Origin of the sequence: Bacillus amyloliquefaciens DSM 7 = ATCC 23350, from assembly GCF_000196735.1 — a bacterium.
Taxonomy (GTDB): Bacteria; Bacillota; Bacilli; order Bacillales; family Bacillaceae; genus Bacillus; species Bacillus amyloliquefaciens.
Map to the genome: position 1 here is coordinate 2747957 of NC_014551.1, position 18275 is coordinate 2766231.

Genomic DNA, 18275 nt, shown 5'->3' on the forward strand with positions numbered 1-18275 from the left:
CGGTAAAGACAATGATCCATAGCTGGAAAGCTTTCAGCCTGGGCTCTCCTCTCTTATAAAGCCGGTATCAATGCTTCATGTCCTTATCAATACGTGTAGCAATCATTAATCTGTTATGTATTATAAAATGTCTGTGAGAAAAATGCAACTCGGTTTTCCGTCTGATTTCGCACAGACAGCCCCGCTGCTGCCGCAAGGCCGTCTGTGCGGCTATCCTTCCGTCTTCTCCGACACAAACGCGCCTAACGGGAAGAGGCGCACCCTCTCCTGAAACACGTTTTGAATCGTTCTTGACATCATATGCTCCGGTTTGTCCGTATACAGTTCCACGGTCTCAGGCGCAATGGAGATCAGCGGCGCAAGCAGATGGGAATCGATATACATCGGGTGCTCCCGCACAAACCGCCTGTCTATGTATTTTTTCTGTTCCCGTTCTGACACATAGCGCAGCTCCCACAGCGTAAAAGCCCGGTCATGTACGATGCGGACTTTCTTCATCCGCGGCGGATTGGATGTCACGTAATCTCTCAGAGACTGGATAAAGTTTTGATATTCCTGTTCCATCCGGTATTCATCTATCGCAGCCTCCGCATATTCCCTGAGCCGCTCATAATACTTGCCGAGCCGGAACGTCTGAAACGAACGCACGGAAAAAACACCCGCATCAAGTGAAATTGTCCGGAGCGCATCTGAAATAAACTGTGTGCGCGGCTCTTTCTTCGGCTCAAACGGATGATCATCAAGCTCTCCTTCCATAATGCTGTGTGCAAGCTGAAGGATTTGCTGCTGTTCATCCTGATCGGTGAAGCAGTATGCGTCCTCTATGAGCGAAAGCATATGCTCGTCTTCTTTACATTCTAAAAAAAACCTGACAAATATCGGCTCAATAAAACGCTGAACGGAAAAAGCCGATTCAGACCTTTCGATTCCGACTTTTTTTATGCCTTCACGGACAATAAAATGTCTCCGGTCGTCCGATTGCTGAATGAGATGTAAAAAAGCAGCGGTATCGTGGTCATCTTCAAAGATCACTTCAAGCATATTTGTCCCCCCTTACGGCATCTGTTACAAGTATATGGGGGATCTTTTTAAAATAGACGTAAAGGTTAGCTTTCACCGCCGAACAAATGGCGCATCTTCTTTTTAAATATGAGGGGAAGCGATAAAAACACGATGTAAAGACAGATCACTCCGAACATGGTCAGCACATTGCCGGACATAAAGCTCGCACCGAGCACATTCAGGACAATCGTTCCCGGAATGATGCCCGCCGCGGTCGCCAAAAGATATGTCATCGGCCTGACTTTCGAAAGGCCCGCGGCATAGCTGATCACATCAAAGTTAACAGGCAGAATGCGAAGGATAAAAATATAAAAGAAGCCATTGGTTTTCATCTGTTTTTGAATGATTTCCATTTTTCCGTGACGGCTTTTTTCTTTAAAGGCAAACAGGCCCGCCGCAAAAAAAGACACGGCAGCAGCGCCCATTGAGCCTACCAGCGTATACACGGTGCCGAAAAACGGTCCGAACGCCAATCCTCCGGCGACGGAAACGATTGATACGGGAAACAGCACAAAAGGCCTTACGATGGAAATTCCGATAAACACAAGCGGCGCAAAAACACCGAACGATAACACCCAAAGACGGATCTCCTTAGGCGACAGATTCAGATATTTGCGGTTTGCCCACAGCAAAAGGCCCGCTCCCGCCGCAGCCGCAGCCCATGTGACAGCCTTCTTATTCCTCATTCCCTCAAATCCTTCCCATTGGTCGCCGGCACTATGAACGGCGGCGGTTTTCCCCGTCAAGACGGACAGGCGAAGCCAAATATAAAATCCGCTCCATCAATCTTGCCGCTTTGACTTCTTCTTTTTCTCCCCGCTGTGAATAGGTAAAATGATGCTTCAGCTCGTCAGGTGAAAAATTAGACGAGAAGAAAGTAGGAAGCTGCTGGCTCATTCTGTGCTGAAGCACGGTGCCGATGACCTCATCCCTGACCCAGCTTGTCATTGATTCCGCTCCGATGTCATCAAGCATCAGTACGGGCGTCGTTTTTACCATATTCAGTTTCTCCTCCAGCGACTGATCCTGGAGCGAGTTTTTCAGCTCTCTGACAAATTCGGGAACATATACGATCATTGAGGAATACTCTTTTTCCGCAAGCTCATTGGCAATGGCGGCTAAAATAAATGTCTTTCCGATGCCGAATTTTCCGTACAGGTACAGCCCTTTGCCTTTGCCCGTCTCATTATAGCTCTTCAGAAAATCAGTCACATGCTGGAAAATGCCGAGTCTGCTCGGATCGGTAATGTCGATCTGCTGAAAGGTCGCGCCGAGCAGATCTTTCTGGATATACATGCTCTTCATCAGGGATTTTTGTCTTTTCTGGCGGTCGAGCTTTCTCTTTTCCGGACATTCGTAATATTCAATATCAATCGAACGCCCGTTGATCACAAGCTTCGGATGATAGCCTTCAAGCAGACTGTTCGTCTCGTTGTCTTTTGAACAGAAGGCGCACTGCTTGCTTTGCTGAACGTATTCGTACAGTTTATTTAACCCTCTGTCAATCATACTTTGATTGATTACATCATTCTGTTCCTTCAAAAAAGCCTGGACGTCTTTGTCGGCCATGACCTGCTGCTGCATTCGTTCCAGGCGTTTTTGAAAGTCAGGTCTCTTCGTTACGCCTTCTAAGGATCGGCTGATCGGTTCCATTTCATATCACCCCGCTTCTCTGTCTCAATAGGCAGAGTATTTTTTCAGTTTTTTCATTTCTTCCATCATTTTTTTCTTCTGTTCTTCAAGATCCTGTGCGGAAAGAGCCGGCTGTTCAGGCTTATTCCCGTTTTCTTCTTCTTTCATCCAATCAGGGCGTTTTTCTTCCCGGACGGTTTTTTTGCCGCGTGCCGCGCCGTTTGTTTTGCCGTCCGCCCAATCAAGATATTGCCTATGCTCTTCTATTGCGAGCTTCATAGCTTCCCGCACCGTTTTGACTTTCTTTCTGGCCCAGTGGGCGGCGATTTTTTGGATATAGTTTTTGGACAGCTTCATATCCGTTTTCAGCATGACATAATAAATCAGCACATTGGTGACACCGGGCTCAAGTTTCTGTTCGAACATAATATCCGCTATGATCTGCAGGTCGGCTTTTGACGGCTCGGTCCCGTCCGCAATGTCCTGGAGCAGCTTTCTCGGCGAAATGGTCTCAAGCTGTGCAATGAGTTCTGTATTCAATGAATCTTCCTTTTCCGCCTTGTTTTCTCTCAGACGGACAGGCTGTGTTTTATCAATCAATTCCGGGAGCTTCCCGCTTCTTTCAATTTGGTACCAGTCGCTGGCCGCTTTCCTCAGCGCTTCGGCCGTTATCGTATCCTGTTCATTAATTGCCGTCATAACGACGTGCTGCATGGAGATAGGATCTATTCCGTATAAATACGAAAGCTTTTTAATACTCTCCCGCACGTCCTGTGTGATTGATTTGCGCGGTATCATCGTTTCTGATAATCCCGCTAAAAACAGCTCAAAATCAAACACTTCCTCCGTCACCGTATAGGAAGGCGCTTGTCCGACAGACGCCGTCTCATAATCCTCGGGGAGGTTCATCGCTTCTTCCATATCCGGCGTCATCTTCCACTCACTCGGCTGGAAAGAGGCAAAGGCGTGATTAAACGGCCGCGTAATTTCCCTTGCGCCTTCGCCGACGGAAGGATGCGTGTAAAATTGTCTCAGCTGCTGGTATTTCGTTTTACCGACTCTGTTATAAAGAAAGACGTTCAGCATGCCGTCTTCAAAAAATTCATTCGGTCTGAGCGGGGGCAGCAGCTCATAAATAAACATCCGCTCCTTTTGCTCGGACTCGCGGATATACACTTTCAGCAGACCGATTCCTTCAAGCTTTCCCTGTTCATGATGAATCTTTTTTAAATTTGACTGCATCATACCCATCAGCTGTCTGTGCGTGGATTCCGATCCCCACAAACGGTTCTGCTCAAGCTCCCCCCATAAGGTCATATACAGGGAGAATGCAAAAGAACCGATCAGCGGCTGGTACAGATGTGTCAAAACCTGTCTGTCGACATCCTGAAGAAGCGAACGGCTTTTGACCGTATAAGGATCTACAGGCAATACGTCATTCCAATAGTCAGCCATGATTCTCAAACCTTCCGATATGTTTCTACTCTCATTTTACACCGTTTCCGCAATCTATCAAATGCCAATTTTGCTCATGAGAAAAGAGCCAGACACAATCTCTTAGCTCTTTAGCGTTCTTTCTTTATTAAATCTTTCAATTCATCGATAAACACGTTTATATCCTTAAACTGCCGGTAGACGGAGGCAAAGCGGACATAAGACACCTCATCGATTTTCGCCAGGCGGTCCATCACCATTTCTCCGACGAGTTCGCTTTTGACTTCAGATACGCCTTGGTTTCGCAGCTCTTTTTCAATGTCAAAGCACATGTCTTCCAGTGTTTTTAAAGGAACGGGTCTTTTTTCACAAGCTTTAATTAACCCGCGCAGCATTTTTTCACGGCTGAATTCTTCCCGGACGCCTTCTTTTTTCACGACGATCAGAGGCATCTCTTCAAACTTCTCAAATGTAGTGAAGCGGTAATGGCAGGCTTCGCATTCCCGCCTTCTGCGGATTGATTTCCCTTCGTCCGCAGGCCGTGAATCAAGTACGCGGGAACCGTTATGCTGGCATGAAGGACATTTCAAATTGGATCAGCTCCCATCTGTTTCGTTGCTGTAATGCGGTTCGCAAGCTTCCGGTAAATGCCCGCCAACGTTTCTAGGATGAGCCTATTGTGTTGGGAGAGCCGATAGACCGGCCTTATCTTTCTCTATTTTACAAAAAAAATGCTTAAAGAAAAAGCAATGCTGTTTTTTTACATTAGAAAAGGAGCATCAGCCTCAAAGCGCGTAATGGCTTTTTCAGCTTAGCTCCCTTGTGTGTGCGTTTTGAAAATTACAGTACTTTCGCTTGTGCCTGTTTAATCTGTACAGGCCCCATTCCTCTCGGTATTTCAATGTTTTCTCTTGTATCTGCATGTAATGCGTCCGCAATGTAATCAGCAGCCACATTAGGATCCAGGTCTCCACAAGTATAAACATCAATGCTTGCATATCCGTGTTCAGGAAAACTGTGAATCGTTAAATGTGACTCAGAAATAATAACGACTCCGCTTACGCCTTGCGGTGCAAATTTGTGAAATGCGACCTCGCGCACCTCAGCTCCTGATTTCAAAGCAGCATTTACAAACGTTTTTTCAATAAAATCCATGTCATTGAGCTTATCAAAATCGCATCCCCACAGCTCGGAGATGACGTGACGCCCCATTGTTTCCATAATCATGGACCCCCCTTAACAAGAATTAAAAAAGTGAATTTCCGAGAACTGACCCGGCTATTTACCACGGGGGAAAGTTAGTCCGGAGAGGTCCTAACCCTTTAAGTAATTCCGAAGCAGTCACGAGCAAGAAGTTCACGAAAGATAGTATACTGTGTTTAAGTTTATTTTGCAAGAAGTGTTTTTTGCGAATATGCCGTTAAGGGTTTTTTCTAACAAATGTCCATGATCTTTATTCTACACAGCTGACGGGTGTTTCATTCGCGCGGCCACGTGACGGATAAGATCAACGACCCGGCAGGAATATCCCCATTCATTGTCATACCAGGCGAGCACCTTTACTTTTCGGTCTTCCATCACCATTGTTGTCAGTCCGTCAATGATCGCGGAATGTGAATTCGTATTATAATCCGAAGACACGAGCGGCTCATCCGAATAATCAAGAATTCCGTACATTGACGTCTTTGCGGCTCTTTGGAAAGCGGCATTCACTTGCTCGGCCGACACATCTGTTTTCAGATCGCAGACGAGGTCCACTAATGACACATTGGGAACGGGAACCCGTAAAGCAAGGCCGTGAAGTTTTCCTTTCAGATGAGGGAGCACGAGCGACAGCGCTTTTGCGGCGCCTGTAGAAGTCGGAATGATGGATTCTCCGCACGCTCTCGCCCGCCTCAGATCTTTATGCGGGTTGTCGATATTTTTTTGGTCATTCGTATAAGCGTGAACAGTCGTCATCAGGCCGCTTTCAATTCCGAATTCCTGATCGAGCACTTTGACAACCGGCGCGAGACAGTTTGTCGTGCAGGATGCATTTGAAATAATGACATGTTCATCCGGATTGAATTGCTCTTCATTGACTCCCATGACAATGGTAACGTCTTCATTTTTGCCCGGAGCGGTTAAAATGACCTTCTTCGCCCCTGCTTCAATATGGCTCATGGCTTTTTCTTTTGAATTAAATTTTCCCGTTGCCTCTACGACGATGTCTATTCCGCACTCTTTCCACGGAAGCTCTCTCGGATCCCGCCGATTGAACAGCATAATATGTTTACCGTTGACGATCAGACTGTCTTCGGCGGCCTCGACTTCTTGATCGTATCTGCCGTGGATTGTGTCATACTTTATCAAATGAGCAAGCGTTTCCGGGGGATAGCTTGCATTAATGGCTGTTATTTGAATTTGATCATCTTCCATTGCTTTTCTGAACACCATTCTTCCGATTCTTCCAAACCCGTTGATTGCTACTTTTACCTTCATGCTCAGGTCACCCCTTTTTAATATGCCACTCTAATTAATTTTTAATTATATATAGCATAACACATTAAAAGAAATCCGCCAGTACAACTTGATAAAAATCCACCCTTATACCGATCAATATGTTGTTCAATCGGTTTTTTTGCATATAAAATGATCTTTTTTCCATAAAAAAAGCAGGATCAGCGTCTCATCCTGCCTGCTTTTTTCTTATATTTGTTCCGGATCTTTAAATTTGTCATTTAAAATGCTGTCCTCTAAAACGGAAGACACCTCGCCGTACCGTTTAGAAATATGCATCGCGCCCCAGTCGCACAGCGCGTTTAAAATTCTTTCCAGACTGTGCCCGTATTCACTCAGCTCGTATTCGACTTTCGGCGGCACCTGATTGTACACGATCCGGTTGATGACGCCGTCTGCTTCCAGTTCCCGCAATTGCTGTGTCAGCATCTTCTGGGTAATCTCCGGCATAAGCCGCTTCAATTCACTTGTCCGCTTTTTCCCGCGCATGAGGTGGCAGAGGATCACACACTTCCATTTTCCGCCGATCACTTCAAGCGTCGCCTCTACGGATATATTGTATTTTTTCTTCAGCAACGGTAATTCCTCCTCATCTATAGGAACTAAAAAGTGCCTATGGCACTTAAAAGTACGTTCTTTTCAATGACGCTTCTATCAATCATAATGACATTTGCCGGATGAAAAGGGATGTACTCTTATACTTATATCGTTTACCCGGCATCATTTCAACCATACATTATCGACCAAGGAGGAAAACAGATGTCTTCACATCGCCAAAGCTATTTACCAGCGCTGCTGGCATTAGCCGTCAGCGCTTTTGCGATCGGCACAACCGAATTTATCAGCGTCGGATTGCTGCCGCTTATATCTCAGGATCTGCATATACCCGTGACAACGGCGGGCCTTACCGTTTCCATGTATGCTCTCGGCGTGACATTCGGCGCGCCGGTTTTAACTTCTCTCACATCCGGCATGTCGCGGAAAACGCTGCTGCTCTGGGTCATGTTGATTTTTATCGCCGGAAATATACTCGCGGCGAGCGCGTCTTCAATCGGAATCTTATTGACAGCGCGGGTCATTACGGCGTTTTCCCACGGCATTTTCATGTCAATCGGGGCAACAATCGCCGCCAGTATCGTACCGGAACATAAAAGAGCAAGCGCGATTTCCATTATGTTTACGGGGCTGACGGTGGCTACGGTGACCGGCGTTCCGTTCGGCACCTATCTCGGCCAGCAATTCGGCTGGAGGATTGCGTTTGCCGTCATTGTCACGGTAGGAATCATTGCCTTCCTTACAAATGCGCTTCTCGTTCCGTCAAATTTGCGTAAAGGGACGAAGACCGCGTTTTCCGAGCAGGTAAAACTCGTCACGAACGGACGGTTATTGCTTTTATTTATGATTACGGCGTTAGGCTACGGCGGAACGTTTGTCGTGTTTACGTATTTATCCCCGCTTCTTCAGGAAGTAACCGGCTTTCAGAAAGAAACCGTCGCAGCCGTCCTGCTTGTTTACGGAATTGCAATCGCCATCGGAAATATGATTGGCGGCCGATTATCAAATCGAAATCCGCTGAAAGCATTGCTTTACATGTTCATTGTCCAGGCAGCTGTGCTGTTTGTCTTGACTTTTACCGCGCCGTTTAAAACAGCCGGGCTGATCACCATTATTTTAATGGGGCTGTTGGCGTTTATGAATGTGCCGGGACTGCAGGTATATATTGTGATGCTCAGTGAACGTTTTGCCCCAAGCGCCGTTGATACAGCATCAGCATTAAACATCGCGGCATTTAATGCCGGAATCGCGATCGGCTCGTTTGCCGGCGGAGTCATTACAGACTCAATCGGGATCATTCATACCGCTTGGATCGGGGCGCTCATGGTGCTCAGCGCGGTCGTGTTAACCGGATGGAGCAGGAAGCTTGAAAAGCGGGATCACATCATCCCTGAAAGGAGGTGAGTTTTTCTTCAGGCATTTTGATCTTTTCAACAAACAAATAATTGGAGGAACATATACATGACAACACATTTACAAGCAAAAGCAACATTGCATAACGGAGTAAAAATGCCTTGGTTTGGCATCGGGGTGTTCAAAGTGGAGGAAGGCGCAGAACTCGTCAATGCGGTGAAAACGGCATTGGTGCACGGCTATCGCAGTGTTGATACCGCCGCGATTTACGGTAATGAAGAGGGTGTCGGTGAAGGCATCCGCCAAGGATTGCAAGAAGCGGGATTAAAACGTGAAGACATTTTTGTCACGTCAAAAGTATGGAATGCCGATTTAGGATATGAAGAAACGTTAAAAGCGTTTGACATGAGCTTAGAGAAACTCGGTTTAGACTATTTAGATTTATATTTGATCCATTGGCCTGTCGAAGGAAAGTACATTGATGCGTGGCGGGCGCTCGAAACCCTCTACCGCAATGGACGCATTAAAGCGATCGGGGTCAGCAATTTCCAAATTCACCATCTGAAACATCTTATGAAAGAAACGGATATTAAGCCGATGATCAACCAGGTGGAATACCACCCGCGCCTGACACAGAAAGAACTGCAGGCATTCTGCGCCGAACAAGGCATTCAGCTTGAAGCGTGGTCGCCATTGATGCAAGGCCAGCTGCTTGATCATCCCGTCTTACAGGAGATCGCTCAGAAGTACGGCAAATCAGCGGCTCAAGTGATTTTGCGCTGGGATTTGCAAAACGGTGTCATTACCATTCCGAAATCAACTAAAAAACACCGTATTGAAGAAAATGCAAATGTCTTTGATTTCGAACTGTCAGCTGAAGATATGAAACGGATTGATGATCTGAACGAAAATCTCCGTGTCGGTCCGGACCCTGACAATTTTGATTTTTAATCCAGAAAAACACCGTTCGGCTTCCCGAACGGTGTTTGTTTATGCCCAGCTGCTCAATATTTCCTCCAGCTGATGCTTTGTATGTTCAAGACTGCCGCTGTTATCAATGACGGCGTCAGCTTTTTTTGTTTTGTCCGCTAAAGGCATCTGCGACGTTATCCGGCTCATCGCTTCTTCTTCTGTAAGAGAATTCCGCTCCATCAGCCGTTTGAGCTGTATGTCTGCCGGTACGGTGACGACGAGCACTTTGCCGACAAGATAGTCAAGCCCGCTCTCATACAAAAGCGGTATATCTAAAACGACGAACTGCTCTTTTCGCGCAACAGCCTCATCCCGCTGTTTCATCATTTCCGCACGCACCGCCGGATGAACGATCTGATTCAGCGTCAGACGCTTCTGTTCGTCCGTAAAAACGATGGCACCGAGTTTTTTTCTGTCAATCCCGCCGTTTTCCAGCAGGATTTCTTTTCCGAACGCTTCAACGATCTGTCCGTAAGCCGGCTTTCCTTTTTCCACCGCCTGTTTTGCGATGACATCCGCATCAATGACTGTAATCTTTTTGTCGATCAGCATGCGCGCTACTGTGCTTTTGCCGCTGGCGATGCCTCCCGTTAAACCGATGACCAAGCTCAAAAAGCCCACTCCTTCTACATTTTCCAAATCCCGATGATAATCAGCAGGACTCCCGGCAAAAATGTCATTTTATCTATCCAATTCCATCTTGAAAAGAAATGCCCCGCGTTTATGCCGAGTGAAACAAACAGCGAGCTCATCACCCCGACGGTCACGCTCATCATAACCGGAGAAAAGCCGAGAATGGCTGCTCCCATGCCGGCGCCAAACGCGTCGATTGATAAGGCGATACCGAGCAAAAGCGCCTCGACTCCGTTAATGGTTCCGGATTGATCAATATCAGCGCTGGTCGGCTTTTTCAAAATGTGAATCACGATGCCGAGCGATTTCACTTCAAGATTAAGTAACGTTTTTTCATGCAATAAGTAATCCGGCTCTTTAGCCGGTTTAAAAAATTGATAGATGACCCATGCCCCGATTCCGATTAAGATCAGCCCGCCCAGTTTCTCCGTGACGGATACGGGAAAAATCTTTGTCAGAAAATGGCCGATCAGCATGGATATAAACATCACAGAGGCTGAACAGCAAGCGATCACGGCAATCGCTTTGAACGGGATTTTCATTTTTCTCAATCCGTACGTAAACCCGACTGAAAAACTGTCCAAGCTGACAGCAAAAGCCAAAAGCAGCAAAGAAACAATCTCCATATCCGTTTCTCCCTTTCTCTTGATCGGCAATTGTGACAAATGCCTATTGGGTGAATCACAATATATATATGGAGAAAGGTCATCAACTGTGTTAGAAAAAAGTCATTCTTCCGGCGTCCGCTTGAACAGCTTCAGTTTATGATTTTTTTTGGCATCGGGCGCAGAAATGCGTACCTCTTCCGCCGACCACGATTTTAGAAATCATCGTGCCGCACGTCTTGCACGGCTCATCTTTTTTGCCGTATACGTAATGTCTGAGCTGAAACATTCCGATCTCTCCTTGGGAATTGATATAAGACCGGACGGTGCTCCCGCCCGCGTCAATCGCTTCCTGAAGGGTGTCTTTAATTTCTGTATGGAGCTTTTTTATCTGCCCGTCTGACAGACTGTTCGCTTTTGTCTCAGGATGAATCCCCGCCCGGAATAAAGCTTCATCGACATAAATGTTGCCGAGGCCGACGACCGCTTTTTGATCGAGCAGAGCGGTTTTCACCGCGCGGTTCGTTTTGGCGAGCCGCTCTTTTAAATAGGCGGCGGTAAATGCTTCATCGTCAGGCTCAGGCCCGAGCTGTGAAAGCGGTAATGCAGTCAGTTCCTCTCCCGGCGCAAATAAATGCATCGTGCCGAATTTCCGGACGTCCCGGTAGCGGAGCTGTGTTCCGTCCGTCATGTTAAATACGACGTGCACATGTTTATCGTCAGGCTCATCGGCCTGGTGAAGACCGTATTTCCCCTCCATCCGGAGATGGGAGACCATGACATAATGATCCAGATGGAAAAGCAAAAACTTTCCCCTTCTCCCGATGGATCGGATTGTTTCTCCTGCAATCTGCCGCGCGAATTCCTCCGGCTCGGCGGGTTTTTTGATGATATTCGGCCATCTGATGTCGGCCGATTCAATCGTTTTCCCTTTCACAAGACCGGTCAGAGTGCGCCGGACCGTTTCAACTTCTGGTAGTTCCGGCACAATCATCACTTCCTTTTTTTCTGTTTATTTTGCATCGTACCAAGACGGGCCTGAAGCATAATCCGCCTTTAACGGCACGTCTAAATCCAAAGCATGTTCCATCACTTCAGGAACCAGCTTCTCTAATATTTTAATTTCTTCCTTAGGCGCTTCAAAAATCAATTCATCGTGCACCTGCAGCAGCAGTCTTGCCTTCAGATTTTTCTCTTTCAGCTCAGCTGCCATATCAATCATGGCTTTTTTAATAATATCGGCGGCGCTGCCCTGAATCGGCGTATTCATGGCCGTGCGTTCCGCAAAGCTCCGCAGGTTGAAGTTGCGGCTGGTCAGCTCAGGGATATAACGGCGGCGCTGCATGAGTGTCGTAACATATCCTTTTTGCTTCGCTTCCTGCACCGATTCTTCCATATACGCCTTGACACCCGGGAAGCTCTCCAGGTAGCGGTCAATAAAAGCGCCCGCTTCTTTCCGGGTAATGCCGAGGTTTTGCGACAGACCGTAATCACTGATGCCGTAAACGATGCCGAAATTGACAGCCTTTGCCTGGCGGCGCATCGCTTGTGTCACTTCATCTTCACTGACATGAAACACATCCATTGCGGTTTTTGTATGAATATCCATGTCATTCGTAAACGCCTCAATCAGATTTTCATCTTTAGAAATGTGCGCAAGCACCCTCAATTCAATTTGTGAGTAGTCGGCGGCAAAAATAAGCCAGTCCGGTTCTGACGGAACGAAAGCCTGACGGATTTTGCGCCCTTCCTCCAGCCGGATCGGAATGTTTTGCAGGTTCGGATCCGTTGAGCTGAGGCGCCCGGTTTGAGTCAATGCCTGATTGAATCGTGTATGCACCTTATGAGAATCCTTGCGCGTGACTTTCAGCAGCCCTTCTATATAGGTCGATTGAAGTTTGCCGATTTGTCTGTATTGCAGAATATAAGCGACGATATCATGTTTGTCGGCAAGCTTCTCCAGCACATCGGCTGAAGTGGAATAGCCTGTTTTTGTTTTCTTCACTACCGGCAGGCCGAGCTTGTCAAACAAAATGACGCCGAGCTGTTTTGGTGAATTGATGTTAAACGGTTCACCGGCGATGTCATGGATTTTTTCTTCATATTCTTTCAGTTTCGCGCGGAGCTCTTCACCCATTCGCTTCAGTCTTTCAACATCCACTTTAACGCCCATAGATTCCATTTCTCCGAGAATCAGCGCAAGCGGGAGTTCGAGATCTTCATACAGTTCAAGCTGATTATTTTCTTTGAGCGCGTGCAGCAGCTTATCCCGGAGGCTGTTAACGGCAGCCGCTTTTCGCGCGAGATGGTCGGCAAGCTCTTTTTCAGCCGGAACGGCGTGCTTTGCGCCCTTTCCGTAAACCGCTTCGTCTTTGGAAACGATATTCAGCCCGTATTCTTTCGCAACGCTCGCGACATCGTCGTACGAATTGCCCGGGTTAATAATGTAGGCCGCGAGAAGCGCGTCAAATTCCGTTCCCTTCAGCTCAATTCCCTGCCAGCGCAGAGCGACGACGGAGCGTTTACTGTCAAACACCCACTTTTTCTTCGACTCATCTTCAGCCCAGGATTTAAACGCTTCGGACTGAATGGCTGTTTCTTTCGGAATATAATAAAGGCCTGTTTCATTCACGATGGAAAAGCCGAGAATCGGTTCTTCATGATAGTTATCACCGATTTGTTCGACGACTAAAGCGGACGGCGAAACGAGCATGTCTTCGGTGATTTCTTCAACCGTTTCAACATCGATGTCCTCAAAGTCTTCTTCCGCAGTTTCTCCGCTTTCTTCACCGAGCCGTTCAAGAAGCGTGTTAAAACCGAGGTCTTTAAATATGGCGACAACTTGTTCACGGTCAAACCCTTGATAATCTAAATCTTCGAGCTTGACTTCAATCGGCGCATTTGTCATAATCGTCGCCAGCTCTTTGCTCATCAAGGCTTGTTCTTTATATTCCCCGAGCTTTTCTTTTAATTTTTTTCCGCTGACTTCATCAATTGAATCAAGCAGTTTCTCAACGGAATGGAACTGCTTTAAGAGCTTAATCGCGGTTTTTTCTCCCACGCCGGGAACGCCCGGTATGTTATCGGATGAATCCCCCATTAATCCCTTCATATCAATAATTTGCAGAGGTGTCAGACCATACTTTTCTTCGACGTGCTCCGGCGTGTAATCTTCCACGTCGGTAATGCCTTTTCTCGTAATGGCAACGGTCGTTTTTCCGGTGGCAAGCTGCGTTAAGTCTTTGTCTCCGGAAAATACCTTTACTTCGAAGCCGTCTTTTTCAGCAGATACGGCAAGCGTGCCGATAATATCATCCGCTTCGTATTCAGGAAGCTCATAGCGGCTGATGTTGTATGCATCAAGGAGCTCGCGGATGAACGGCATCTGTTCTGAAAGCTCCGGCGGCGTTTTTTGTCTTCCGCCTTTATATTCTTTAAACGTGCTGTGGCGGAAAGTCGTTTTTCCCGCGTCAAAAGCCACCAGCATGTGGGTCGGTTTTTCATCCTCCAGCATTTTCATTAAAATCATAGCAAAGCCGTATACGGCATTTGTATGAATGCCTTTTTCATTGCTTAAAAGCGGCAATGCAAAAAACGCCCGGTACGCCAGACTGTTTCCGTCGACAAGCACTAATTTTTTTCGTTCCGTCATTCAATATCCTCCTAAGAGCAAAAGCTCGTGATTCCTCTGGTTTTAATCTCACAGCTTCTCTTATTTTAACAAAGTTCAATTTGAAAGGAAAATGAGCGAACCCCGAGAAAACGCAAAAAAGGACGGGAACAAGGAAACACGTTCCCGCCGTCAAAATTGGCTCCTTGGATGAAGGGGTTCTGTTACATCCTAACAAGATAGGTTTAACAGGTCATGAAGAAAATGTTAATCCTTTGTAAAGCTGATCACGCTTCCGGCGGCCGCTTCAGCGTCACGGTAAACACAGTCCCCTGTCCCGGCTCGCTTGTGACCTCGATATGGCCTTCATGGGCTTCTATTAAGTGCTTCACGATGGCGAGGCCGAGCCCCGTTCCGCCAGAGTTGCGGCTTCTGTCTTTATCCACACGGTAGAATCTCTCAAATATCCGCGGAATCTCTTCCTTCTGAATGCCGATTCCCGTATCGGACACTTTGATATCGACAACGGTTTCTTTCACGTTTACCGAAATTCCCACCGTCCCTTTTTCAGGGGTATAGGTTAAAGCATTGTTCGCCAAATTCAGAAATACCTGCTTCAGCCTGTGCGCATCACCCGTCACAAAAATCGGCTCTTCCGGGAGGTCGAGCTGAAAGCTGATGCCTTTTTCCGCAGCCTTATGCTGCAAAAGCGCTTCAATTTCATGCAGAATTTTTGCGGCGTCAAAGGATTCTACACGCATCGTAAAGTTTTGCTGTTCCATTTTGGATAAATCCAATAAATCCTGCACGAGCGATTGGAGCCGTTCACTTTCTTTCAGAATGATAGAAAGAAAGTCTGAAAGCGCCTTATCGTCTTTCATTGCCCCGTCTAACAGCGTTTCCGTAAAGCCTTTAATGGAGGTGATCGGCGTTTTCAGTTCATGGGAGACATTGGCGACGAAGTCCTTTCTTATCTGCTCCAATTTTTTAATTTCCGTCATATCGTGAAAGACGAGAACGATGCCCTTCCATTCATCATCAGGACCCATGATCGGAACGCCGTCAACTTCAAAGTACCGCCGTTCAATGTTGATGGGCAGTCTGAGCAGCTGGCATTTTTTCGTCTCCGTCATAAATATATCTTCGACAAGCCGAATGATTTCCTCATGCTCAAACGCATCATGATAAAGGCGGCGAAGCAGACGTTCAGGCTTTGTATGAAACTGCTTCGTGTACGACCGGTTCACGAGATTAATAAAGCCTCTTCCGTCTATTAAAATCAAACCGGAACCGATATTTTCAATGACGGTTAACAGACGGTCGCGCTGCATATCCTGCGTTCTCGTCATTTCCATCAGATCGACCGCCAGACTGTTCATCGCACGCCCGAGACGGTCCGACCGCCTTGCGTAACCGCTGTAGGAGCGGGCGTCATAATTCCCTTTGGACAGCTCCGTCGCCACTTTTGTCGCGGCGTCGATTGTTTTTTTGTAACGGGACGTCATGTTTGTATAAAAGAAAACGATAATGATAAAAGCGGTACAAAGACTTGCCGCCAGCATGCCCCACATTTCTCCGGTGATGCTTGAACCGCCGTTGATCTCCGAAGAAACGACTACATATCCCGCCGTTTGCCCGGTGTCATTTTTCACGGCAGTCCCACGGATCACTTTGCTTCCCGCCTGTATGGCCGCCTCATTTTTATTGTGAGACATGAACTCCTTTACGGCTGAATCATCGGCATGACTGCCGGAATGATATACGGTGTCACCCTTCTCATTAAGCACGGAGACGTTTATACCGAGGGTGCGGCCGGCGTCGTGAATCACCGTGTCATTGCTTTTATTGCCGATTCGGCCGGTGTCAAGAAGGCCCGCTATGTATACCGCTTCCTTTTTTAGCTGATCCGCCGTTCTTTCTTTAGCAGATGAAGAAATAAGCTGCTGTAGAAAAAGGCCGAGAACACTGAAAACCAATATGATACATACAACGAGTAAAGCGAACAGACGCACACGGACTTTATTCATTCATTTTTGGCTCCTCCAGTTTATACCCCAAACCTCTGATTGTTTTAATATAAATGGGTTTTTTGGTATTTGATTCGATTTTGTCGCGCAAATGGCTGATATGAACGTCGACAATCCGGGTATCCCCGGCAAAATCATAGTTCCAGACCGCGCTCAGCAGAAGATCCCTCGTCAGCACTCTTCCCTTGTGTTTTCCTAAATACAGAAGCAGTTCAAATTCTTTAGGCGTCAATTCCAGCTGTTCTGACTTGAAGTACGCTTCGTAATGCTCCGGAAGAATTTTCAGCTCGCCGATGAGGATCTTCCCGTCCTTTTCCTCTTCTCTGCCTTGTGACAGTGAAGAAATGTCAGCCCTTCTTAAAATGGCTTTTACCCGCGCAGTGACTTCCCGCGGACTGAATGGCTTTGTCATGTAATCATCCGCTCCGAGCTCAAGTCCCAGCACCTTATCAAACTCCTCATCTTTTGCTGTCAGCATCAAGATCGGAACCATCATTTTCTGCTGTCTGAGCTGTTTACAGACGTCGATTCCGTCCACTTTCGGCAGCATGACATCCAATACGATTAAATCCGGATTTTCTTTCTCTGCCTGTTCCAGAGCCTCTTCTCCGTCTGATGCGGTAATGACATCATAGCCGGACCTTTCCAGATTATACTGTAAAAGAGTAACGATAGATTGTTCATCATCTACAACTAAAATTTTTTTGTTCATGCTGCGCCCTCCGCTGTCTATTTTCCCCGACATCCAATTTTCTCTATTTTATGTGTTGCATATCACTTTATGATTTCATTTTATCCAATACTGCCCGTTCAGACAATTCGCCTTTTTGATCATTTTCAGAGAAAGGATCGTTCAGGGAAAAAGAAAACGCTTTCATTAATTGTAAAAAGAGGAAGGCTTCTGATTCGGAAGCCTTCCCTTTTTTCTTATGACAATACTTTCATCACGTTTTTGACAGATTCAACTGATTTACTCAGCTGCGCTTTTTCATAGTCTGTCAGTTCAAGCTCGATGATTTGCTCTAGGCCGTTTCCTCCGATAATCGTCGGTACGCCTAAGTAAATGCCTTCATGACCGTATTCGCCTTCTAAGTAAGCGATGGTCGGAAGCACGCGGCGCTGATCTTTCAAAATGGCTTCTACCATTTCAGTCAGTGATGCAGCAGGCGCGTAGTAGGCGCTTCCGTTTCCGAGAAGGTTGACGATTTCCCCGCCGCCTTTTCTTGTGCGTTCTACAATCGCATCAAGACGGTCTTTCGGGATAAGCGTTTCAAGCGGAATGCCGCCCGCATAGGAATAACGGACGAGCGGAACCATGTCGTCACCGTGTCCGCCAAGAACAAAGCCGGTCACATCTTTTACTGACAGGTTTAATTCTTCAGCGACGAACGTTCTGAATCGCGCAGTGTCAAGCACTCCGGATTGGCCGATGACGCGCTCTTTCGGGAAGCCTGATTCTTTGTACACCGCATATGTCATCGCATCAACAGGGTTTGTTAATACAACGATGATGCAGTCAGGAGAATATTTCACGATTTCACGTGTGACGCTTCTCATGATTTTTTCGTTTGTAGATACGAGATCATCACGGCTCATGCCTGGTTTTCTGGCAATTCCGGCAGTGATAACGACGATATCAGAACCGGCTGTGTCCTCGTAGTTGGACGTACCTGTGATTTTCGCGTCAAATCCTTGAACCGGACTTGCTTCGAGCATGTCAAGCGCTTTTCCTTTTGTCGGGTTTTCTAATTGCGGAATATCAACGAGCACAACATCCGCAAGCTCTTTTTGAGCTGTAAGAAAGGCTGTTGTCGCTCCCGTAAATCCTGCTCCGATAACAGAAACTTTACTGCGTGTTTTTCCCATGATTCTCTTCTCCTTTTTTTGGCTTCA

Annotated in this window: 17 protein-coding genes; 2 read left to right on the forward strand and 15 right to left on the reverse strand. The window is 46.9% G+C overall.

The window, feature by feature from the left end; genetic code table 11:
• Nucleotides 1-210: 210 nt before the first annotated feature.
• From ytxC to BAMF_RS34140, 8 genes are all read right to left on the reverse strand, one after another.
• On the reverse strand, nt 211-1041 hold the full coding sequence (gene ytxC / locus BAMF_RS34105; RefSeq protein WP_013353142.1) for a putative sporulation protein YtxC: 831 nt from the start codon (nt 1039-1041) through the stop codon (nt 211-213).
• Nucleotides 1042-1106: 65 nt separating this feature from the next.
• Nucleotides 1107-1748: a TVP38/TMEM64 family protein gene (locus tag BAMF_RS34110; RefSeq protein WP_013353143.1), complete on the reverse strand. Its 642-nt coding sequence runs from the start codon at nt 1746-1748 to the stop codon at nt 1107-1109.
• A 31-nt stretch (nt 1749-1779) separates the two neighbouring features.
• Nucleotides 1780-2715 (reverse strand): primosomal protein DnaI, encoded by a 936-nt coding sequence (gene dnaI / locus BAMF_RS34115; RefSeq protein WP_013353144.1) that lies wholly within the window; start codon nt 2713-2715, stop codon nt 1780-1782.
• A 24-nt stretch (nt 2716-2739) separates the two neighbouring features.
• Complete coding sequence (gene dnaB, locus BAMF_RS34120) at nt 2740-4149, reverse strand: replicative helicase loading/DNA remodeling protein DnaB (RefSeq protein ID WP_013353145.1); 1410 nt, start codon at nt 4147-4149, stop codon at nt 2740-2742.
• 110 nt (nt 4150-4259) lie between these two features.
• On the reverse strand, nt 4260-4718 hold the full coding sequence (nrdR, locus tag BAMF_RS34125; protein WP_003152473.1) for a transcriptional regulator NrdR: 459 nt from the start codon (nt 4716-4718) through the stop codon (nt 4260-4262).
• A gap of 250 nt (nt 4719-4968) precedes the next feature.
• Complete coding sequence (gene speD / locus BAMF_RS34130; protein ID WP_003152471.1) at nt 4969-5349, reverse strand: adenosylmethionine decarboxylase; 381 nt, start codon at nt 5347-5349, stop codon at nt 4969-4971.
• Nucleotides 5350-5586: 237 nt separating this feature from the next.
• Entirely contained in the window at nt 5587-6609 is a 1023-nt protein-coding gene (locus BAMF_RS34135; protein ID WP_013353146.1) for a glyceraldehyde-3-phosphate dehydrogenase, read from the reverse strand.
• 207 nt (nt 6610-6816) lie between these two features.
• The gene (locus tag BAMF_RS34140; RefSeq protein ID WP_013353147.1) at nt 6817-7203 is read right to left on the reverse strand and encodes a winged helix-turn-helix transcriptional regulator; all 387 of its coding nucleotides are present in this window, start codon (nt 7201-7203) and stop codon (nt 6817-6819) included.
• Between the two features lie 183 nt (nt 7204-7386).
• On the opposite strand from BAMF_RS34140, the gene BAMF_RS34145 reads away from it, so the two are divergent.
• Both BAMF_RS34145 and BAMF_RS34150 read left to right on the forward strand, forming a co-directional pair.
• Entirely contained in the window at nt 7387-8586 is a 1200-nt protein-coding gene (locus BAMF_RS34145; RefSeq protein ID WP_013353148.1) for an MFS transporter, read from the forward strand.
• A 57-nt stretch (nt 8587-8643) separates the two neighbouring features.
• Nucleotides 8644-9486, forward strand: a complete 843-nt coding sequence (locus BAMF_RS34150) for an aldo/keto reductase (RefSeq protein WP_013353149.1) — start codon at nt 8644-8646, stop codon at nt 9484-9486.
• Nucleotides 9487-9525: 39 nt separating this feature from the next.
• Here BAMF_RS34150 and coaE read toward each other — a convergent pair whose 3' ends face one another.
• The 7 genes from coaE to mdh form a co-directional block, all read right to left on the reverse strand.
• The gene (gene coaE, locus BAMF_RS34155; RefSeq protein WP_013353150.1) at nt 9526-10119 is read right to left on the reverse strand and encodes a dephospho-CoA kinase; all 594 of its coding nucleotides are present in this window, start codon (nt 10117-10119) and stop codon (nt 9526-9528) included.
• 14 nt (nt 10120-10133) lie between these two features.
• On the reverse strand, nt 10134-10766 hold the full coding sequence (ytaF, locus tag BAMF_RS34160; protein WP_013353151.1) for a sporulation membrane protein YtaF: 633 nt from the start codon (nt 10764-10766) through the stop codon (nt 10134-10136).
• 136 nt (nt 10767-10902) lie between these two features.
• Entirely contained in the window at nt 10903-11733 is an 831-nt protein-coding gene (mutM, locus tag BAMF_RS34165; protein WP_014470812.1) for a DNA-formamidopyrimidine glycosylase, read from the reverse strand.
• Between the two features lie 24 nt (nt 11734-11757).
• A complete protein-coding gene (gene polA / locus BAMF_RS34170; protein ID WP_013353153.1) occupies nt 11758-14397 on the reverse strand; it encodes a DNA polymerase I in 2640 nt (879 codons plus the stop codon).
• A gap of 245 nt (nt 14398-14642) precedes the next feature.
• Nucleotides 14643-16382, reverse strand: a complete 1740-nt coding sequence (gene pnpS / locus BAMF_RS34175) for a two-component system histidine kinase PnpS (protein WP_013353154.1) — start codon at nt 16380-16382, stop codon at nt 14643-14645.
• Nucleotides 16375-17094, reverse strand: coding sequence for a response regulator transcription factor (locus BAMF_RS34180; protein ID WP_013353155.1), 720 nt, complete (start codon nt 17092-17094; stop codon nt 16375-16377). Before BAMF_RS34180 ends, pnpS begins: the two co-directional genes overlap by 8 nt.
• 215 nt (nt 17095-17309) lie before the next feature.
• Nucleotides 17310-18248, reverse strand: a complete 939-nt coding sequence (mdh, locus tag BAMF_RS34185; protein WP_003152455.1) for a malate dehydrogenase — start codon at nt 18246-18248, stop codon at nt 17310-17312.
• Between the last annotated feature and the right edge of the window lie 27 nt (nt 18249-18275).